Source organism: Pseudomonas bubulae (genome assembly GCF_900618535.1).
GTDB lineage: Bacteria > Pseudomonadota > Gammaproteobacteria > Pseudomonadales > Pseudomonadaceae > Aquipseudomonas > Aquipseudomonas bubulae.
The window spans coordinates 568,954-588,253 of record NZ_UYJA01000004.1 but is presented as its reverse complement, the minus strand read 5'-3'; the positions used below and the strand labels follow the sequence as shown (position 1 = coordinate 588,253).

At 57.7% G+C, this 19,300-nt stretch carries 18 protein-coding genes; 6 read left to right on the top strand and 12 right to left on the bottom strand.

What is annotated here, in order from left to right; translation table 11 throughout:
* Positions 1-30 precede the first annotated feature (30 nt).
* Together PPTH39_RS17290 and PPTH39_RS17285 are read left to right on the top strand one after the other, a co-directional pair.
* Entirely contained in the window at positions 31-606 is a 576-nt protein-coding gene (locus PPTH39_RS17290) for a hypothetical protein (protein ID WP_095021419.1), read from the top strand.
* A gap of 43 nt (positions 607-649) precedes the next feature.
* Positions 650-1,366 (top strand): hypothetical protein, encoded by a 717-nt coding sequence (locus tag PPTH39_RS17285; RefSeq protein WP_095017952.1) that lies wholly within the window; start codon positions 650-652, stop codon positions 1,364-1,366.
* Between the two features lie 69 nt (positions 1,367-1,435).
* Here PPTH39_RS17285 and PPTH39_RS17280 read toward each other — a convergent pair whose 3' ends face one another.
* The 7 genes from PPTH39_RS17280 to PPTH39_RS17250 all read right to left on the bottom strand — a co-directional run bounded on the left by PPTH39_RS17280 (position 1,436) and on the right by PPTH39_RS17250 (position 10,871).
* Positions 1,436-2,326: a response regulator gene (locus PPTH39_RS17280; RefSeq protein WP_094999521.1), complete on the bottom strand. Its 891-nt coding sequence runs from the start codon at positions 2,324-2,326 to the stop codon at positions 1,436-1,438.
* Positions 2,327-2,403: 77 nt separating this feature from the next.
* A complete protein-coding gene (gene phoU, locus PPTH39_RS17275) occupies positions 2,404-3,165 on the bottom strand; it encodes a phosphate signaling complex protein PhoU (protein WP_094999522.1) in 762 nt (253 codons plus the stop codon).
* An 85-nt stretch (positions 3,166-3,250) separates the two neighbouring features.
* Positions 3,251-4,084, bottom strand: coding sequence for a phosphate ABC transporter ATP-binding protein PstB (gene pstB / locus PPTH39_RS17270; protein WP_094999523.1), 834 nt, complete (start codon positions 4,082-4,084; stop codon positions 3,251-3,253).
* A gap of 155 nt (positions 4,085-4,239) precedes the next feature.
* Complete coding sequence (gene pstA, locus PPTH39_RS17265; RefSeq protein WP_095017950.1) at positions 4,240-5,910, bottom strand: phosphate ABC transporter permease PstA; 1,671 nt, start codon at positions 5,908-5,910, stop codon at positions 4,240-4,242.
* Positions 5,911-5,925: 15 nt separating this feature from the next.
* Positions 5,926-8,211 (bottom strand): ABC transporter permease subunit, encoded by a 2,286-nt coding sequence (locus tag PPTH39_RS17260; RefSeq protein WP_094999525.1) that lies wholly within the window; start codon positions 8,209-8,211, stop codon positions 5,926-5,928.
* 217 nt (positions 8,212-8,428) lie between these two features.
* The gene (locus PPTH39_RS17255) at positions 8,429-9,415 is read right to left on the bottom strand and encodes a phosphate ABC transporter substrate-binding protein PstS (protein WP_094999526.1); all 987 of its coding nucleotides are present in this window, start codon (positions 9,413-9,415) and stop codon (positions 8,429-8,431) included.
* A 166-nt stretch (positions 9,416-9,581) separates the two neighbouring features.
* Complete coding sequence (locus PPTH39_RS17250; protein WP_130872238.1) at positions 9,582-10,871, bottom strand: MFS transporter; 1,290 nt, start codon at positions 10,869-10,871, stop codon at positions 9,582-9,584.
* 373 nt (positions 10,872-11,244) lie between these two features.
* Here PPTH39_RS17250 and PPTH39_RS17245 point away from each other — a divergent pair, with 373 nt between their 5' ends.
* Together PPTH39_RS17245 and PPTH39_RS17240 are read left to right on the top strand one after the other, a co-directional pair.
* Complete coding sequence (locus PPTH39_RS17245; protein ID WP_003438129.1) at positions 11,245-11,646, top strand: acyl-CoA thioesterase; 402 nt, start codon at positions 11,245-11,247, stop codon at positions 11,644-11,646.
* Positions 11,647-11,668: 22 nt separating this feature from the next.
* The gene (locus PPTH39_RS17240) at positions 11,669-12,568 is read left to right on the top strand and encodes a D-hexose-6-phosphate mutarotase (protein ID WP_095017948.1); all 900 of its coding nucleotides are present in this window, start codon (positions 11,669-11,671) and stop codon (positions 12,566-12,568) included.
* A 67-nt stretch (positions 12,569-12,635) separates the two neighbouring features.
* Here PPTH39_RS17240 and PPTH39_RS17235 read toward each other — a convergent pair whose 3' ends face one another.
* The 4 genes from PPTH39_RS17235 to purE form a co-directional block, all read right to left on the bottom strand.
* Positions 12,636-13,172 (bottom strand): DUF3299 domain-containing protein, encoded by a 537-nt coding sequence (locus PPTH39_RS17235; RefSeq protein WP_094999529.1) that lies wholly within the window; start codon positions 13,170-13,172, stop codon positions 12,636-12,638.
* Positions 13,173-13,253: 81 nt separating this feature from the next.
* Positions 13,254-13,502, bottom strand: coding sequence for a GlsB/YeaQ/YmgE family stress response membrane protein (locus PPTH39_RS17230; protein ID WP_016782939.1), 249 nt, complete (start codon positions 13,500-13,502; stop codon positions 13,254-13,256).
* A gap of 106 nt (positions 13,503-13,608) precedes the next feature.
* Positions 13,609-14,694: a 5-(carboxyamino)imidazole ribonucleotide synthase gene (locus PPTH39_RS17225; protein WP_094999530.1), complete on the bottom strand. Its 1,086-nt coding sequence runs from the start codon at positions 14,692-14,694 to the stop codon at positions 13,609-13,611.
* 11 nt (positions 14,695-14,705) lie between these two features.
* Positions 14,706-15,197, bottom strand: a complete 492-nt coding sequence (purE, locus tag PPTH39_RS17220) for a 5-(carboxyamino)imidazole ribonucleotide mutase (RefSeq protein ID WP_016782937.1) — start codon at positions 15,195-15,197, stop codon at positions 14,706-14,708.
* Between the two features lie 415 nt (positions 15,198-15,612).
* Here purE and PPTH39_RS17215 point away from each other — a divergent pair, with 415 nt between their 5' ends.
* Positions 15,613-16,167 carry a hypothetical protein gene (locus PPTH39_RS17215; protein ID WP_094999531.1) on the top strand — a complete coding sequence of 185 codons (555 nt, stop codon included), beginning with the start codon at positions 15,613-15,615 and terminating at the stop codon, positions 16,165-16,167.
* 322 nt (positions 16,168-16,489) lie between these two features.
* Here the strand turns inward: PPTH39_RS17215 and PPTH39_RS17210 are convergent, their stop codons facing one another.
* Positions 16,490-17,395: a LysR substrate-binding domain-containing protein gene (locus PPTH39_RS17210; protein ID WP_095017945.1), complete on the bottom strand. Its 906-nt coding sequence runs from the start codon at positions 17,393-17,395 to the stop codon at positions 16,490-16,492.
* A gap of 180 nt (positions 17,396-17,575) precedes the next feature.
* On the opposite strand from PPTH39_RS17210, the gene aspA reads away from it, so the two are divergent.
* On the top strand, positions 17,576-19,000 hold the full coding sequence (gene aspA / locus PPTH39_RS17205; RefSeq protein WP_130872237.1) for an aspartate ammonia-lyase: 1,425 nt from the start codon (positions 17,576-17,578) through the stop codon (positions 18,998-19,000).
* Positions 19,001-19,300 lie beyond the last annotated feature (300 nt).

Sequence of the window (19,300 nt, the reverse complement as noted above, 5' to 3'; positions counted from 1 at the left end):
GCGCCCACCAACAGAAAACCGGCCCTGATAATGGCAGTTGTAACTCTGGCAGTGGTGGTGGGCGGCTACGTTGCAATCAAGATGATGGCCGGGCAAAGCCAGCAAAAGCTCGATGGCTTTTTGCAAACCGGTCAGAGCTGTTTTGACACCAGGGACTTTGCTTGCGCGCTGGACAATGCCGGGCTTGCCTTGCAACAGGACAGCAATGACCCTCGCGCCTTGAGTCTGCTGCAGCGTGCGCAGGCCGCCCAGGCGCGCCAGCAACAATTGCAGGATGCGGCGCAAAAACAGCAGCTGCTCAAAGCCCAGGCCGCCGAGGCGGCGCGACAAGCCGATGCCTTGCGCGAACAGCAAGCTCTTGAGCGCCAGCGCCAGGAAGCGGCCGATCGCCAGGTGCGTGACCAACAGCAGCAACAGGCTGCCAAAGCTGTTAATGCCTCCCTGCAACAAGCGCAAAACGCGCTCAATGCCGGGGAGTACCAGTCTGCAATTGCCGTGGCCAGGGTCGTGCTGGGTATGGACCCAAACAATAGTCGGGCGCGCAACATCATCCGCCAGGCTGAACAACAACTCAAAGAAGCACTGAATCGAACCCGGATCGAATAATCAGGGTGTATGAGTTTTCCCCTCTCTTACTTGGAAGTTACTGATGAAATTGCCCTCCAACTCTTTGGATAAACGCTTGCTGGCCTTGGGCCTGGCTTCGCTACTGGGTCTGCAAGGCTGCGCCAATATCGACTCTGCCAGCATCAACCCGACCAACTGGAGTGGCAGCGACTGGATGAAGTGCGGGCTGGCAATTGCAGCAGGTGCGGCAGCGGGTGCTGCTGTGAGCGGTGCCAACGATAAAGGCGCAGGCGTATTGATTGGCGGGGTTGCCGGCATGGCCGCCTGTTTCGCGATCAATGCCAAGTCGGTACAGACCAAAACCGCTCAAGAAGTTGAACAACAATATAAAACCTCGGGCAAGAAACAACCGGCCCAGCCAGAACTGGTTAGCTACGACACCAGTATCCAGCCCGGTATGACCATCAAACGGGGTCAACCGATTACCGTGGTTTCCAATATTGTTGCGATCAACGGCGCGACCCAGCCGATCAGCGAAATCAAGGAAGAGATCCGCCTGTTTGCGCCCAACGAGGCCAAGCCGTTGAAAGAAGGCAGCAAGATCGCGAACACCAAAGGCGGCAGTGGCGGTTACGAGAACACCTTCACCATCACCCTCGATGAGCGTGCGCCGCAGGGTATCTACCGGATCGAAACATCGGTGGCCGTCAACGGCAAGCCGGCCAACACCCGAATCAACAATGTGCAGTTGGTGATGATTGATCGCGAGACCTATCAGCTGGCATTTCTGGATCGATAGCTGGCGGGTTGCATTCGCCCTGTAGCCGCTGCTGAAGGAACGAGGCCGCGGCTACACAGGCTCCTGTCATCACGCACCCGGCACAAAATGCTTCTGCGCCGTGCCGTGGGCGATCAGCCGCGAGAGATAGTTCATTTTGTCGGCGTCCTGATCGACAAAGCGAAAGGTCAGTTGCAACCACGCACTGTCCGGTTTTGGCTCGAATGCCACGATGGCATGCAGATAACCGTTCAAACGCGCCACCTCGGCGTTCTCGCCCTGCTCAAGGTCGAGTACGGCACTGTCCAGTACCTGAGGCAGCACTTCGCCACGACGCACCACCAGCAGCGCCTCCTTGAGGCTCAACGCCTTGATCACGCAGGTTTGGGTACCGCTGGGCAAACGCAGTTGCCCCTGACCACGGCTGGTCAGCGCCGGTGCCGCGACAGGTGCCGGCCGTGGTGCCGGGGCAACCGGGGCAGATGTCACCGACGTCGGGGTCACGACCTGCGCCTTGCCACCGGTCAATGCATTCAGCGAGTCATTGCCAAAGGCCGAATTAACCCGCGTCGGGGTGCTGGCCATCACGGCGCTCAGCAATCCCGCCTTGGTGAACGCCTTCTTCACCTTCGACAGTAGCTGCTCATTGGTGAAGGGTTTGCTGACGAAATCCGAAACTCCGGCCTGAATGGCCTGGATCACGTTCTCTTTGTCACCACGGCTGGTGACCATGATAAAGGGCAGCGTTTTCAGACGGTCTTGCTCGCGGCACCAGGTCAACAGCTCAAGGCCGGACATCTCCGGCATTTCCCAGTCGCACAGCACCAGATCGAAGGCTTCACGGGACAGCAAGGCCTGGGCTTTGCGGCCGTTGACCGCGTCTTCGATCCTGATGCCCGGGAAGTAGTTACGCAGGCAATTTTTAACCAGATCACGAATAAACGACGCGTCATCTACCACCAGCACACTAACCTTGCTCATCGACTGCTCCTTGGATATGAACGCCCGAAAACCAAAACGCCCGGCATTGAGCCGGGCGTTTTTTAGATCGGGCTGCCTTATTTATCGTCAGGCGACGACGCAACATTAGCGTTATCGGCACCCGTGCCCTGAACTTCTTCGCGCATGCGCTTGAGACCCATGTGCCGCACGTCTGTACCGCGTACCAGATAAATCACCAGCTCCGAGATATTGCGGGCGTGGTCGCCGATACGTTCCAGTGAGCGCAGCACCCAGATGATGCTCAACACACGCGTGATCGAACGCGGATCTTCCATCATGTAAGTGGCCAGCTCACGTAGCGCGGTCTTGTACTCACGGTCGATGATTTTGTCGTACTGCGCCACAGACAGGGCAAGATCGGCGTCAAAGCGGGCAAACGCATCCAGTGCATCACGCACCATATTGCGCACCTGGTCACCGATATGGCGCACTTCAACGTATCCGCGCGGCGCCTCACCTTCTTCGCACAACTGAATGGCCCGACGGGCGATCTTGGTCGCTTCGTCACCAATGCGTTCCAGGTCGATCACCGACTTGGAAATGCTGATGATCAATCGCAAGTCAGACGCCGCAGGCTGACGACGGGCCAGAATACGCAGGCACTCCTCGTCGATATTGCGCTCCATCTGGTTGATCTGTTCATCGATCTCACGCACCTGTTGCGCCAGGCCCGAGTCGGCCTCGATCAGTGCGGTCACCGCATCGTTGACCTGCTTCTCGACCAGGCCGCCCATCGCCAGCAGGTGGCTGCGCACGTCTTCGAGTTCCGCGTTGAACTGCGCGGAAATGTGATGGGTGAGGCCATCCTTTGAAATCATGGTTCTGCTCCGCAAAAGCTGTGAGCTGCACGCGGTTAGCGGCCAGCCGAATTATCGTGACATAGAACGGGCAATGCCGCTCAAACTAGCCATAGCGCCCGGTAATGTAGTCTTCGGTCTGCTTTTTGGCCGGGTTGGTGAACAGCGTGTCAGTGTCACCATATTCAACCATCTTGCCCATGTACATGAACGCTGTGTAATCCGAGACACGGGCTGCCTGTTGCATGTTGTGGGTTACGATCACGATGGTGAACTTGGACTTGAGCTCGTAGATCAGTTCTTCGACTTTCAACGTCGAGATCGGGTCGAGTGCCGAGCATGGCTCATCGAGCAGCAACACTTCGGGCTCTACCGCGATGGTACGGGCAATCACCAGACGCTGTTGCTGGCCACCGGACAAACCCAGTGCCGAGTCGTGCAGGCGGTCTTTGACTTCGTCCCACAACGCCGCGCCCTTGAGCGCCCATTCGACGGCTTCATCGAGCACACGCTTTTTATTGATGCCCTGGATGCGCAGGCCGTAAACCACGTTCTCGTAAATGGTTTTGGGGAACGGATTGGGCTTCTGGAATACCATGCCGACGCGGCGACGCAGTTCGGCTACATCCTCGCCCTTGCGGTAGATGTTGTTGCCGTACAGGTTGATCTCGCCTTCTACGCGGCAACCGTCCACCAGGTCGTTCATGCGATTGAAGGTACGCAGCAGCGTCGACTTGCCACATCCGGACGGACCGATAAATGCCGTTACCCGTTGTTTCGGGATATTCAGGCTGACGTCGTACAGAGCCTGTTTTTCACCGTAGTAAAGATTCAGGCCCGGGACTTCAATAGCGACTTCTTCGTTTGCCAGGTTCAAGCTTTGTTTGGTGCGACCCAAGGCGGACATGTTGATGCCGTGGGTTGAGGATTCATGCTGCATGGGTTGCTCCATACGCTAAAAATTCGTTTCGGTTTTTCAGTAACCGGGTTTCTTCTGGGGGAGCGGGCTTGCTCGCGATTCAGGCACCTCGGTTTCACGCTGAAACCTTACCGATACCATCGCGGGCAAGCCCGCTCCCACAGGTCATGTGTCTATCAGCTATCCAGCGCCTTGTACTTCTCGCGCAGGTGGTTACGAATCCACACGGCGGACAGGTTCAGGGTCGCGATCACCAGCACCAGCAGCAGCGCCGTGGCGTATACCAGCGGTCGGGCGGCTTCGACGTTCGGGCTCTGGAAGCCGACGTCATAAATATGGAAGCCCAAGTGCATGATCTTCTGGTCAAGGTGCAGGTACGGGTAGTTGCCGTCCAGCGGCAGCGACGGCGCCAGTTTGACCACGCCCACCAGCATCAGCGGTGCCACTTCACCGGCGGCACGGGCCACGGCGAGGATCATGCCGGTCATCATGGCCGGGCTGGCCATCGGCAGCACGATTTTCCACAGGGTTTCCGATTTGGTTGCACCCAGCGCCAGCGAGCCTTCGCGCACTGTACGCGGAATCCGCGCCAGCCCTTCTTCGGTGGCCACGATCACTACCGGCACGGCCAGCAGCGCCAGGGTCAGCGAAGCCCACATCAGGCCAGGTGTACCAAAGGTCGGCGCAGGCAATGCTTCTGCGAAGAACAGGCGGTCAACCGAGCCGCCCAGCACGTACACAAAGAAGCCCAGGCCGAATACGCCGTAAACGATGGCCGGTACGCCTGCCAGGTTGTTCACCGCGATACGGATGATCCGGGTCAGGGTGTTTTGCTTGGCATATTCACGCAGGTAAACCGCCGCCAGTACGCCAAACGGCGTCACAATCACCGCCATGATCAGGGTCATCATTACCGTGCCGAAAATGGCCGGGAAGATCCCGCCCTCGGTATTGGCTTCACGTGGATCCTGGCTCAGGAATTCCCAGATATTGCTGAAGTACATGGCCAGTTTCTGCCAGCTGTTCATCGCGTTCGGCTGGTACACCTTGACCACCTTGCCGATACCGATTTCCAGCTCTTTGCCGTTGGCATCCCGGGCCGTGAGGCTGTCGCGGTTGAACTGTGCATGCAACTCGCCCAAGCGGTCCTCGATGGCCTTGTAGCGTGCATTCAGCTCGGCGCGCTCGGTTTCCATGTCAGCCTGCGCCTGCGGTGTCAGCTTGCCTTCCAGCTCCAGCTTGCGACCGTGCAGGCGGATGCGCTCCAGACCGTAGTTGATCGCGCCGATATCTTTCTTCTCAAGCTGGCTCAGTTGCGCGGCCAGGTCATTGACACGCTTGACCCGCGCTTGCAGCTCCGGCCAGGCCGCGGCACCTTCTGCCACCACCTTGCCGTTTTCCTTGACGTTAACCAGGTAGCCGTAGAAGTTGCCCCACTCGCGACGCTCGATGGCCATCAACTCGGGCGGCGTGCTCTGGTTCGTCAACCACTCGCCGACCACCCAGGTAAAATCATTGCCGTTCAGGTCACGGTTGCCGACCTTGATCAGCTCCCGGGTCATGAACTCCGGGCCTTGTTCCGGCACCGGCAGGCCCGCACTTTTCAGGCGCTCGCGGGGCACTTCTTCCTTTTGCACCACTTCGCCGATCACCAGGTGATTGGCATCACCCGGCACGTTGTATTCAGCGTGGATCAGGTCGGCCGGCCAGAAGTGGCCCAGGCCACGAACGGCAATCACCGAGAGCAGGCCGATGGTCATGATGACGGCGATGGACACTGCGCCACCGCTGATCCAGACGCCTGGAGCGCCGCTCTTGAACCAGCCTTTGAGGGAGTTCTGTTTCACAGACTTCTACCTTCCTTAAAGCGACGAATATTTCTTGCGCAGACGCTGACGAATCAGTTCGGCAAGAGTGTTCATGATGAAGGTGAACAACAGCAGCACCAGCGCCGAGAGGAACAGCACGCGGTAATGGCTACCGCCCACTTCCGACTCCGGCATTTCCACCGCCACGTTCGCCGCCAGGGTACGCAGGCCTTCGAACAGGTTCATTTCCATGACCGGGGTGTTACCGGTGGCCATCAACACAATCATCGTCTCGCCGACCGCACGGCCCATACCGATCATCAGTGCCGAGAAGATCCCCGGGCTGGCCGTCAGGATGACCACGCGGGTCATGGTTTGCCACGGTGTGGCACCCAGCGCCAGCGAACCCAGGGTCAGACCGCGAGGCACACTGAACACGGCATCTTCAGCAATCGAGTAGATGTTGGGGATCACCGCGAAGCCCATTGCCAGACCCACAACCAGAGCATTGCGCTGGTCGTAAGTAATGCCCAGGTCGTGGGAGATCCACAGGCGCATATCGCCACCGAAGAACCAGGCTTCCATGAACGGGCTCATATACAGCGACAGGCCGCATACAAACAGAATCACCGGGATCAGGATCAGGCTTTCCCAACCGTCAGGCACACGCAGGCGGATCGACTCGGGCAGGCGGCTCCAGGTGAAGCCCGCCACCAGAATGCCGATCGGCATCAGCACCAGCAGGCTGAAAATCCCCGGCAAGTGGCCTTCCACATACGGCGCCAGGAACAGACCGGCGAAGAAACCCAGAATCACCGTCGGCATCGCTTCCATCAGCTCGATCACCGGCTTGACCTTGCGGCGCAGGCTTGGTGCCATGAAGTAAGCGGTGTAGATGGCTGCGGCAACGGCCAGAGGTGCCGCCAGCAACATCGCGTAGAACGCTGCTTTCAAGGTACCGAAGGTCAATGGCGCCAGGCTCATTTTCGGTTCGAAGTCAGTGTTGGCGGCTGTCGATTGCCAGACGTATTTAGGCTCGTCGTAGTTCTCGTACCAGACCTTGCTCCACAGCGCGCTCCAGGACACTTCCGGGTGCGGGTTCTTCAGGGTCAGTGGCAGCAGCTTGCCGCCCTCTTCCACGATGATGCGGTTGGCACGCGGCGACAACGCCATGACGCCCGGACCTTCTGCCACTTTCTCGACCAGCAGGGTACGATGCGCGGTGCTGTGGAACACACCGATCTCGCCGGCCGCGTCCAGAGCCAGGAAGCCCTTGCGGCGTTGCTCGGCAGTGATTTCAACAATCGGCGACGTGCCCATCTGGAAGCTGCGGATATGTTTGAAGCGCTGCTCGCCATCCGGGTCGCGAGCCATGAACCACTGGCTCAGGCCGCCCTTGGAATCACCAAAAATCAGCGAAATACCGCCCACCAGTTGTGTGCTGGCGGTGATCTCGGTGGTTGCGTCATCCACCAGCTTGTAGCGACCGTTGAGGCTTTTGTCGCGCAGGCTGAAGACATCGGCCTGGGCGCGATCATTGATCACATACAACCACTGCTGACGCGGGTCGATATACAGCGCTTTGACCTTCGCGGTCATCTGCGGCAGGTCGATACGGGTCTCGGTGTTGGTGACCTCGTCGGTCATCATGTTTTCTTCGCGGGCCAGTGACAGCACGTTCAGTTGCGCGCCCGAGGAACCGGCCAGCACCAGCGTTGAATCGTTGACGCTGAGGTTGACGTGATCCAGTGCACCACCCTGCGGGTCGAGGACGATTGGCGTTTCGCCATACGGGTATTCGATTGCCGGGGTGATGGTCTTCTTGCCATCCGGGTAGCTGACTTTATAGCTGTGCCGGAACACCAGCGCCTGACCGTTGGACAGGCCCAGCACCGCCACCGGATTACCCGGCTGGTCTTCACCCAGAGAAGTCACTTGAGTGCCGGCCGGCAACGGCAGGTTGACCCGCGACAGCTCTTCGCCGTTCTTCGCATTGAAGAACAACACCATGCCCTTGTCGGACACCCGCATACCGACCTGATTCTGCTCTTCGATGGAGATCATCAGCGGCTTGCCGGCGTCCTGCATCCACACCGGCGTAATCGCCTGTTTGGCGTTCAGGTCGGCACCCTGGAACAGTGGATAAACCACATAGCCCAGGAAGAAGAAGATCAGAGTGATTGCGCCAAGCACGGCAAGACCGCCGATAAATACATACCAGCGGGTCAGGTGATCTTTAAACGCGCGGATACGGCGCTTGCGTTGCAGTTCAGGCGTATTGAAATCAATGCGCTTGGGAGCGGATGTCGTAGTCATTGGGGAATTGGCCAGATCATTCATGCGCACACCCTAGCGGTCCTGTATGACAGAAAGATGACAAAGCAGTGACGCAAAAAATCCGCCGCCCAACGGTGCTGGCAGCGGAATGGAAAATTTGGTGAAGCGGTTGCGAGGCAGACCTGCAGGAGCGGGCTCGCTCGCGATGGCGTCAACTCAATAGGTCTGATGTACCAAGTTGCCTGCATCGCGAGCAAGCCCGCTCCCACATGGCGTCTGCTTATGCGCCTTCTTTCAGGCCCAGGTCAGCCAATGCTTTGGCAGCGACTTTGGCTGGCAGAGGGATATAGCCATCCTTCACGACCACTTCCTGACCTTGCTTGGACAGGACCAGCTTGATGAACTCGGCTTCCAGCGGGTTCAGCGGCTTGTTCGGCGCCTTGTTCACGTACACGTAGAGGAAACGCGACAGCGGGTATTTGCCGTTCAGTGCGTTTTCTTCGGTGTCTTCGACAAACTCGGTGCTGCCTTTTTTAGCCAAAGGCACGGTCTTCACGCTGGCGGTTTTGTAACCGATGCCCGAGTAACCGACGCCGTTCAGCGAGCTGCTGATCGACTGCACAACCGAAGCCGAGCCCGGCTGTTCGTTCACGTTAGGCTTGTAGTCGCCTTTGCACAGGGCTTCTTCCTTGAAGTAGCCGTAAGTGCCGGATACCGAGTTACGACCGAACAGTTGAACCGGCTTGTTGGCCAGGTCGCCGGTCACACCCAGGTCGCCCCAGGTTTTAACGTCGGCTTTGGCGCCGCACAGGCGGGTCGAAGAGAAGATCGCATCAACCTGTTCCATGGTCAGGTGCTTGATCGGGTTGTCCTTGTGCACGAACACGGCCAGGGCATCCACTGCCACCGGGATGGCGGTAGGCTTGTAGCCGTACTTCTGCTCGAAGGCAGCCAGTTCGTTGTCTTTCATTTTGCGGCTCATCGGGCCCAGGTTAGCGGTGCCTTCAGTAATCGCAGGCGGCGCGGTCGAAGAACCGGCAGCTTGAATCTGGATGTTTACGTTCGGGTATTCTTTTTTGTACGCCTCAGCCCACAAGGTCATCAAGTTCGCCAGGGTGTCGGAACCAACGCTGGACAGGTTGCCCGACACACCAGTGGTCTTCACGTAGGGCTGAATAGCCGGGTCAACACCAGCGGCAACCGCATTGGCAGTTGCAACGCCTGCGGCGACAAAAGTCAGGGCCGCCATCACACGCTTCAGTTTCATGCCTTACTCCTAGCAAACGGGGTTAGATGAATCGGGGGCCAGTATCTGCAGGCCATGTGACTACTCTATGAACCGATTGTGACAATTAGATGAAAGGCCATCATTCGTTACAAATGATGGCCTTCGGGGAGAGGCTAGCGAAGTGTCATGGCCACTGAGCGATGTCTCAGCGGCCCTTTTTCCACAAATAAGCACCGACCACCAGGCCCATCGTGCAGATAATGGCCACGTAATACGCCGGCCCCATCGGGCTTTCCTTGAGCAACAGGGTCACGGCCATTGGGGTCAGACCGCCAAAGATGGCGTAGGCCAGGTTGTAGGAAAACGACAGGCCACTGAAACGCACCACTGGCGGAAAAGCTTTAACCATCACATAAGGGACGGCACCGATGGTGCCGACAAACAGACCGCTCAGGGAATACAGCGGGAACAGCCAGTCCGGATGCTGCAGCAGGCTGTGATAGAAGGTCCACGACGTGATCAGCAACCCGGCGCAACCCACCACAAACACCTTGCCCGCACCAAAGCGGTCAGCCAGGGCGCCCGAAGCGATGCAACCCAAACTCAAAAAGACGATCGCCAGGCTATTGGCTTGCAACGAGGTGGTCGCTGAAAAACCATAAATGGTTTGCAGCACCGTGGGCGTCATCAGAATGACCACGATGATCCCGGCAGACAGTAACCAGGTCAGCAGCATCGAGACCACAATCGCCCCGCGATGGTCGCGCAGCACGGTCTTGAGCGGGACTTCCGCAGCCAGCGCCTTGCGCATCTGCAACTCGGCAAATACCGGTGTCTCGTGCAACCAGCGACGCAGGTACACCGAGAACAGGCCGAACACGCCGCCCATCAGGAATGGAATCCGCCAGGCAAAGTCAGACACTTCAGCCGGCGTATAGATCGTATTGATCGCCGTGGCCATCAGGGAACCCAGCAAGATGCCCGCGGTCAACCCGCAGGTCAGGGTGCCGCAGGCGTAGCCCACATGCCGTGGCGGCACATGCTCGGCCACGAACACCCAGGCCCCGGGCACTTCACCACCAATGGCCGCGCCCTGGATCACGCGCATCAGCAGCAACAGAATCGGTGCCCACATGCCAATCTGCGCATAGGTCGGCAGCAAGCCCATGATCAAAGTCGGTACAGCCATCATGAAGATGCTCAACGTGAACATCTTTTTGCGCCCCAGCAAATCACCAAAGTGCGCCATGACAATGCCGCCCAAAGGACGCGCCAGATAACCCGCAGCGAAAATACCGAAGGTTTGCATCAGACGTAGCCACTCGGGCATGTCCGCCGGAAAGAACAGTTTCCCGACCACGGTGGCAAAAAATACAAAAATAATGAAATCGTAAAACTCCAGCGCACCACCCAAGGCAGACAGCGACAAGGTTTTATAGTCATTACGGGTTAACGGCCGCGAAGGCGGTGCAGCACTGGAAGGCTCTGTGATCATGGGGTATTGCTTCTCTTATTAGGCACGGCAAAAAGCTGCAACTTCGCCGGCAGGGGCTGGGCAGGTTTTGAAAGATAACAAATTGTTTACAAAAGCACAGAGCTAGACGTGCAGCGCACCCAAAAAGCAGAATCAGGAGGTCGTCGGCCAGGCTGTCCCCCGATATACTCATGCTGTAAGAAACACTTGGTAACTTCTGAGGTTGCTGTGCGAAAACGTCCGCTGGCCACTTCAGCCGATTTCGCAGAGTTTCCCCTTGGTGCGGCTTATGAAGAACGTGACGAACGTAGTATGTTCGGGCTGAATCGTTTTTCTAAAGACGCTTTTTCACCCGCAGTACTTATGATGAATCACGGGTCAGAGGCCCTTAGGCATGCTAGAGCTCGAACAAGAAGATCCAATTCCGCAAGGCGATCTGGCCTTGCAAATCACCGCCCTGCCGCGCGAGACCAATGGTTTCGGCGATATTTTTGGCGGCTGGCTGGTCTCTCAAATGGACCTGGCCGGTACCGCAATGGCCAGCAAGGTTGCCGGTGGCCGTGTAGCCACTGTCGCTATTGATCGTATGGCATTTCTGGTACCCGTGGCCGTGGGCGCACAATTGTCGTTCTACACCCAGGCACTTGAGATCGGCCGCAGCTCGATCCAGATGATGGTTGAAGTGTGGAGTGACGACCCGTTGTCCAGCGAATGGCGTAAAGTGACCGAAGCGGTCTTTGTCTTTGTCGCCATCGATGGCAGCGGCCGCACCCGCTCCGTTCCGCCACGTCGTTAAACCTATAAATAGAGAACCTGCCATGCACCACATTGAGTCAGTCACCCTGGATGAACTGGAGTGCTGGCACTTCCAGCATGGCCAGGCCCAACTGCTGGTCGCCAAACAGGGCGCGCAGGTTCTCAGTTATCAGGTAGGTGATGAGCCGCCGATCATCTGGCTCAACGAAAAAGCCCAATTCAAGCAAGGCCATGGCATCCGCACGGGCGTGCCGGTGTGCTGGCCCTGGTTTGGCAACCTGGCACTCAACCCGCAAAGCGTGCAGGCCATGCGCCACAGCGATGAACCCGCCACGGCCCACGGCCTGGTACGTACGCGCGAATGGGAAGTGCTGGAGATCGATGACGCCGGTGAGGCGCTGCATATAGCGCTGGGCTTGCCCCACATCGAAGGCGGCCTGCCCGGCTGGCCCCACGACGTGGCGCTGACCCTGAACATCCGCCTCGACAGCCAACTGCATATCAGCCTCACCAGCCATAACCGCAGCAGCATCCCGGTGAGCATCAGCCAGGCCCTGCACAGCTACTTTGCGGTCAGCGACGTGCGCAAGGTTGAGGTCAAAGGAGTCGACGGCCTGACCTACATCGACACACTCGACGACTGGAAACGTGTTGCGCAAGCGGGCGATTTGACCTTCAGCGGCGAAACCGATCGTATCTACCTCGATACCCCGCAGCAGTTGAGCATCGTCGACCCGGACTGGTCGCGCACGCTCGAGCTGACCAGCCGCGGCTCGCGCTCGGCGGTAATCTGGAATCCCTGGATCGACAAGACCGCCACGCTCGGCGATATGGCCGCAGATGGCTGGCAGCGCATGCTGTGCATCGAAACCGCCAATGTGATGGATGACATCATCACCCTGGAGCCGGGCGCCAGCCATACGCTGAGTGTGAGTATTGGCAGCGAGCGCCTGAAAACCTGATACAACCAAAACCTGCTCGCGAAGTGTGTTTTCGCGAGCAGGCTCGCTCCCACAATTGGTCTGATCCCTACAAATCTTCCTCAACCACTACCCGCACCTTGCTCGCATCCAGCGCATAGGCCGCATCGGCCAGGTCATTGCTGACCTTCTCGACCTTCAGCGAGCCCATCACCCACAGCGGCGTGTAGATATCATCCAGCTTCAAGCCTTTTGGATAGCGCACCAACACCAACTGATTGGGCGGCGGAGGCGGCACATGAATGCAGGCGCCCGGGTACGGCACCAGGAAAAACAGCGTGCTGCGACCCTTGGCGTCTGTTTCCAGAGGCACGGGGTAGCCACCCAAACGGATATTTTTGCCGTTCATGCTGGCCACTGTCTTGCTGGAGTACATCACCGCGGGCAGGCCCTTGCTCTGCTTCAAACCACCCTTGTCGGTAAACGTACCATTGGCCTCGGGCGAGTCATGGTCAATTTCGGGCATTTGCTCAAGGGCTATTTGATCCGACTTGGGCATCAGTTCAAGCCAGTCGGTTTCGGGCAACTCTGCCGCATGTGCCAGGCCTGAACCCAGCAAAAGAAAAGTCAGTAGAAGACGGCGCATGCAAGGCTCGATAAAAGAAGGATTGAACGCGCGCAGTTTAACCCTCTCTGCGGCTGGCGCAGAGAGAGCCAAAGCGTTTAATCAGGACTTTTTCGACACCAGGCCGTAGATCACCAGCAAGATCACGGCACCCACCACGGCACCTATAAAGCCGGCACCCTCGCCTGCCTTGTAGATACCAATCGCCTGACCACCATAGGTAGCCGCCAGCGAGCCGCCGATACCCAGCAGGATGGTCATGATCCAGCCCATGCTGTCGTCACCCGGTTTCAGGAAACGAGCCAGCAGGCCAACGATCAAGCCGATAAAAATGGTTCCGATGATGCCCATGGACGCTCCCTCAAAATTAAATGGCGTTACAACCAAAGCCTAGTCAGCACTTTGGCATCACGCCATCAGAGAGCAGCGACAACCCAATGGTTCCGTACAAAGCGATTTACGCTTCGTCGATCAGGGCTTCAACCTTGAGGATTTGCGCTTGCAACGTTGCCATATCAGCGCAGCGCAGGTTGGCGTGACCGACCTTGCGGCCGACCTTGAACGCCTTGCCATAGTGATGCAGATGGCAATCAGCAATCGCAATCACCTTCTCAACCGGCGGCACGCTGCCGATGAAGTTGAGCATGGCGCTTTCGCCCACTTTGGCTGTCGAACCCAACGGCAGGCCGGCGATGGCGCGCAAGTGGTTTTCGAACTGGCTGCACTCGGCACCTTCGGTGGTCCAATGCCCGGAGTTATGGACACGCGGGGCGATTTCGTTGGCCTTGAGGCCACCGTCGACTTCAAAGAATTCGAATGCCATCACCCCAACGTAATCCAGCTGCTTGAGCACACGGCTGGAGTAGTCTTCAGCCAGGGCTTGCAACGGGTGATCGGTACTGGCAACCGACAGCTTGAGAATGCCGCTGTCGTGAGTGTTGTGTACCAATGGGTAGAACTTCGTTTCGCCATCACGGCCGCGTACGGCAATCAGCGACACTTCGCCGGTGAACGGCACAAACCCTTCCAGCAGGCACGCCACACTGCCCAGTTCAGCAAACGTATCCACGACATCGGCAGGGGTGCGCAGCACTTTCTGGCCCTTGCCGTCATAACCCAGGGTGCGGGTCTTGAGCACGGCAGGCAGGCCAATGGTGGCCACTGCTGCGTCCAGATCAGCCTGGGACTGGATGTCGGCAAAAGCCGGCGTCGGAATGCCCAGATCCTTGAACATGCTCTTTTCGAACCAGCGATCGCGGGCAATGCGCAACGCTTCGGCGCTCGGGTATACCGGGACGAATTGCGACAGGAAAGCCACGGTTTCAGCGGGAACGCTTTCGAACTCGAACGTCACCAGGTCGACTTCGTCAGCCAACTGGCGCAAATGGTCCGGGTCGCTGTAGTCCGCACGCAGGTGTTCACCCAGCGAGGCGGCACAGGCATCAGGAGCCGGATCCAGGAAAGCGAAGTTCATCCCCAGCGGAGTGCCCGCCAGAGCCAGCATGCGGCCCAATTGACCGCCACCGATTACACCGATTTTCATCGTCAGAAACCTCAGGCTACGCGCGGGTCTGGATTGTCCAGCACGCTGTCTGTCTGTTCAGCACGGAATGCTTTCAAAACGGTATGGAACTGCGGATGCTTGGCGCCCAGGATGCTCGCCGACAACAGGGCAGCGTTGATCGCGCCCGCTTTGCCGATGGCCAGGGTTGCAACCGGGATGCCCGCCGGCATTTGCACTATCGACAGCAGCGAGTCTACGCCCGACAGCATGGCCGACTGCACCGGTACACCGAGCACTGGCAAATGGGTTTTGGCTGCACACATGCCTGGCAGGTGGGCTGCGCCACCGGCACCCGCGATGATGACCTCGATCCCGCGGCCTTCGGCCTCTTCGGCATACTGGAACAGCAGATCCGGAGTGCGGTGGGCAGAGACCACTTTCACTTCGTAAGGAATGCCGAGTTTTTCCAGCATATCGGCGGTGTGGCTGAGGGTGGACCAATCGGACTTGGAGCCCATGATCACGCCTACCAGTGCACTCATCGTCGCGCCTCTTCTCTTGGGCGCCCGCAGGCGCGTCAAAAAACAACAAGCCACGTGGAGGATCCGACGTGGCTTGTTATAGGAATTAAGGCCGGTCAAGCCAGCCGAAGGCCGCGCAGTATACCCCAAACATGTGCCTTGAAAGCACCTTTGACGACCATCTGTCATGCACATCGGATAATCCTGAATCCCCCGGTTTTATTGACCTGCAGGTCAACGCACTCCTCCTCGGCTACGGCCTCTGATCATCGGGTGCCACGCCTACATCGCACAGAGATAGAAACGACATAACTCGACGAATTCCAGCCACGGCGAAACCTGGAATTAACGTCTTCACTTAAATTCAAACCGGTAACAGCAAAAACGTAAACAGTCCTGCAAGGATTGCAGGCTCCTTATTAAAAGGATATTTCCCATGCAACCGATCACACTTTATATTTTTATCCACAACGATGTCCCGCACCGCGCCATCAACACATTGGGGCGTGCATACTTCAAAGAGTTTACCGACGAAATCACGGCAATTACAAAACGATCTTTTATATTCAAGGACATACGTAACGTGCAGGGCATGACTGACTTCAACTATAAAAGTCAGTCCATAGACGATGTTCTTCATCGATGGGAATTGGCGGCCATCCGATACAAAAACCAACACGGGCTAAAGTGGGGTAAAACCGAACGCTACATTCTGGTTACGCACTCCCCGCTCAACGAAACCACCCTGGGCTGCGCTTACCCCGGACAACCCGCCGTCATTGCCAGCCTTAAACACTATCAAGTGATCGCCCACGAAGTAGGCCACAGTTTCAATGCATCCCACAACAATGCAGCACTCGGCCACAATCCATGGGGCAGCGTATGTGAAACGTTCATGTTTCCCAACGCTTCAACTTTTCGAAGTAATTGTTACCGTTTCACGCCAGAAAACAGAGATAACATAAGAGCGTTCTTAAGTGATGCCCTTTGAGGCTTAAACTGTTAACAATCTTGTCGACCATCATCTTGATAATGGCTAAAAATCACAATCCATAAACGCATCTACACTTGCCATGACGCTGCTACTTAGAAAACGATCACCGATTAAACTTATTTATTACTCGACAGGTTTACGCCCGAGCAATAAATGAAGACCGTCCGCATATTGGTGCCGTTATTGAAACATTGCGCATGTCTATTCAAACCGTTTCTGCTGCACCCATGGCCGAATATCGGCGGGCCGAAAAGCCTGCCGATATTTGCATGATCCTGATTGATGACTCCTCATGAATTAATGAGGGTGGAGGCCGGGTTCACTCCGGTTGAGTTCCACTTTCCAGCTTGCGCCACAACAACCGTACGTTGGCCTTGCGTACCAGGGCACACCGGTACAGGCGAATCTCCAGCGGCACATGCCATTGCGGGCCACCGCACACCACCAGCTCGCCCCGCGCCAGCTCGGCACGCACGCTCAAATGCGGCACCCAGGCGATGCCCAACCCTTCGAGCGCCATGCTTTTAAGGCTGTCGGCCATCGCGGTCTCATAAATAGTGGTAAAGCGCAGGCTGCGCTGGCGTAGCAGCAAATTCACCGAGCGGCCCAAAAATGCGCCAGCGCTATAGGCCAGCAGTGGCACGCTGACATCGCCTTCCAGATCGAAAAGCGGCTTGCCGTCGGCATCGGCAGCACATACCGGCAGCATTTCGGTATTACCCAGGTGCAGGGACGGGAAAATTTCCGGATCCATCTGCAAGGCCGCATCCGGATCGTAAAAAGCCAGCATCAAATCGCAGCCACCTTCGCGCAAAGCATGCACCGCGTCTCCGACGTTAGTCGCAACCAGTCGTGTCGCGATGTTCAGCCCTTCATTGCGCAACTGGGCGATCCAGCGCGGGAAAAAACCCAGGGCCAGGGAGTGAGCGGCAGCCACTTGCATGACCTCACCCTGCCCGCCTTCGAGGTGATGAAGGTGACGCAGCACCTCACCCAACTGTTCGACGACCGTACGTGCGGTAACCAAAAACAGCTGACCGGCCGCAGTCAACTCCACCGGGGTGCGGGAACGATTCACCAAGGTCAGCCCAAGCGCCGCTTCAAGGCTGCGAATTCGCCGACTAAAGGCCGGCTGAGTGACGAAACGGCGCTCTGCTGCCTGGGAAAAACTGCGGGTAGCAGCCAGGGCACTGAAGTCCTCTAACCATTTACTTTCGAGATTCATCGAGTCCTCCCGGACGCGCACCAAAATGGGTCACACGCTCGACGCGCCTGCCGCGTCACGTCGCTATTATGCCGTTTATGCATAGGTTAGTGTTTAAAGGCATTGGCCCAAAATAGTCTGCAGGCCTAGGATTCGCAGCGTTCCGGCCCAGACCGGGTTCATATCGAGATGATTTCTATCATGTCCTCCGCTGCATCTTTCCGTACCGAAAAAGACCTGCTTGGCGTACTCGAAGTACCCGCTCAAGCGTATTACGGCATCCAGACCCTGCGAGCGGTGAACAACTTCCGTCTCTCCGGCGTTCCGATCTCGCATTACCCGAAGCTGGTTGTGGGCCTGGCCATGGTTAAACAAGCCGCTGCTGACGCCAACTGCGAGTTGGGTCATCTGAGCGACGCCAAGCACGCTGCCATCAGCGAAGCGTGTGCACGTCTGATCCGCGGCGATTTCCACGAAGAGTTCGTGGTGGACATGATTCAAGGCGGCGCTGGCACTTCAACCAACATGAATGCCAACGAAGTGATCACCAACATCGCGCTGGAGGCCATGGGCCATCAGAAAGGCGAATACCAATACCTGCACCCGAACAACGACGTCAACATGGCGCAGTCGACCAACGACGCCTACCCGACGGCCATTCGTCTGGGCCTGTTGTTGGGTCACGACGCGCTACTGGCCAGCCTCGACAGCCTGATCCAGTCGTTTGCAGCCAAAGGCGCCGAGTTCAGTCACGTCCTGAAAATGGGCCGTACCCAACTGCAAGACGCCGTGCCAATGACCCTGGGTCAAGAGTTCCGCGCTTTCGCCACTACATTGAGTGAAGACCTGGCTCGCCTGAAAACCCTGGCGCCAGAGCTGCTGACTGAAGTGAACCTGGGTGGCACCGCCATCGGTACCGGCATCAACGCCGACCCGCGTTACCAGATGCTGGCCGTGAACCGCCTGGCCACCATCAGCGGTCACCCGCTGGTACCGGCGGCCGACCTGATCGAAGCCACCTCCGACATGGGCGCCTTCGTACTGTTCTCCGGCATGCTCAAGCGTACCGCGGTCAAGCTGTCGAAGATCTGCAACGACTTGCGCCTGCTGTCCAGCGGCCCACGTACCGGCATCAACGAAATCAACCTGCCAGCACGTCAGCCAGGCAGTTCGATCATGCCAGGCAAGGTCAACCCGGTTATCCCGGAAGCCGTGAACCAGGTGGCATTCCAGATCATCGGTAACGACCTGGCCCTGACCATCGCTGCCGAAGGTGGCCAGCTGCAACTGAACGTTATGGAGCCGCTGATCGCGTTCAAGATCTTCGACTCGATTCGTCTGCTGCAACGCGCCATGGACATGCTGCGCGAACACTGCATCACCGGCATCACGGCCAACGAAGCGCGCTGCCGTGAACTGGTCGAGCACTCGATTGGTCTGGTGACGGCACTTAACCCGTACATCGGTTATGAAAACGCCACCCGTATCGCCCGTATCGCTCTTGAAAGCGGCCGCGGCGTACTGGAACTGGTGCGCGAAGAAGGCTTGCTCGACGACGCCATGCTCGACGACATCCTGCGCCCGGAAAACATGATTGCTCCGCGTCTGGTGCCACTCAAGGCCTGATGCTGTAACACGCTCAACGCTCACCAGGTCGAGGGACTAGACACCTCTCACCTTTTGAGGGCTTGCAGATACGTCTGCAGGCCCTTTTTTTTGGCCCTGGAATTTTGAAACCCCTCCCCCCTCTCCCAGAGGGAGAGAAGACTAAAGGCAAAAGCAGATCTGATTAACGCCACAAATCGAGCCCTTTCACCCTCAGGGAGAGGGCTGGGGTGAGGGCAATTTGACAATAAACAAAGCCATATCGGACAACTCACACATGAAAATTCAGTCACTTATGCAGACGCTTCCTGCGCTCCTAGG

Excerpts from the sequence above, each read along its gene's own strand:
- PPTH39_RS17225 (WP_094999530.1), bottom strand. The coding sequence starts at position 14,694 with ATGAAAATCGGTGTAATCGGTGGCGGTCAATTGGGCCGCATGCTGGCT.
- PPTH39_RS17245 (WP_003438129.1), top strand. The coding sequence starts at position 11,245 with ATGCTAGAGCTCGAACAAGAAGATCCAATTCCGCAAGGCGATCTGGCC.
- phoU (WP_094999522.1), bottom strand. The coding sequence starts at position 3,165 with ATGATTTCAAAGGATGGCCTCACCCATCACATTTCCGCGCAGTTCAAC.
- purE (WP_016782937.1), bottom strand. The coding sequence starts at position 15,197 with ATGAGTGCACTGGTAGGCGTGATCATGGGCTCCAAGTCCGATTGGTCC.
- pstB (WP_094999523.1), bottom strand. The coding sequence starts at position 4,084 with ATGCAGCATGAATCCTCAACCCACGGCATCAACATGTCCGCCTTGGGT.
- aspA (WP_130872237.1), top strand. The coding sequence starts at position 17,576 with ATGTCCTCCGCTGCATCTTTCCGTACCGAAAAAGACCTGCTTGGCGTA.
- PPTH39_RS17215 (WP_094999531.1), top strand. The coding sequence starts at position 15,613 with ATGCAACCGATCACACTTTATATTTTTATCCACAACGATGTCCCGCAC.
- PPTH39_RS17280 (WP_094999521.1), bottom strand. The coding sequence starts at position 2,326 with ATGAGCAAGGTTAGTGTGCTGGTGGTAGATGACGCGTCGTTTATTCGT.
- PPTH39_RS17210 (WP_095017945.1), bottom strand. The coding sequence starts at position 17,395 with ATGAATCTCGAAAGTAAATGGTTAGAGGACTTCAGTGCCCTGGCTGCT.
- PPTH39_RS17235 (WP_094999529.1), bottom strand. The coding sequence starts at position 13,172 with ATGCGCCGTCTTCTACTGACTTTTCTTTTGCTGGGTTCAGGCCTGGCA.
- PPTH39_RS17290 (WP_095021419.1), top strand. The coding sequence starts at position 31 with ATGGCAGTTGTAACTCTGGCAGTGGTGGTGGGCGGCTACGTTGCAATC.
- PPTH39_RS17260 (WP_094999525.1), bottom strand. The coding sequence starts at position 8,211 with ATGAATGATCTGGCCAATTCCCCAATGACTACGACATCCGCTCCCAAG.
- PPTH39_RS17230 (WP_016782939.1), bottom strand. The coding sequence starts at position 13,502 with ATGGGCATCATCGGAACCATTTTTATCGGCTTGATCGTTGGCCTGCTG.
- PPTH39_RS17285 (WP_095017952.1), top strand. The coding sequence starts at position 650 with ATGAAATTGCCCTCCAACTCTTTGGATAAACGCTTGCTGGCCTTGGGC.
- PPTH39_RS17255 (WP_094999526.1), bottom strand. The coding sequence starts at position 9,415 with ATGAAACTGAAGCGTGTGATGGCGGCCCTGACTTTTGTCGCCGCAGGC.
- PPTH39_RS17240 (WP_095017948.1), top strand. The coding sequence starts at position 11,669 with ATGCACCACATTGAGTCAGTCACCCTGGATGAACTGGAGTGCTGGCAC.
- PPTH39_RS17250 (WP_130872238.1), bottom strand. The coding sequence starts at position 10,871 with ATGATCACAGAGCCTTCCAGTGCTGCACCGCCTTCGCGGCCGTTAACC.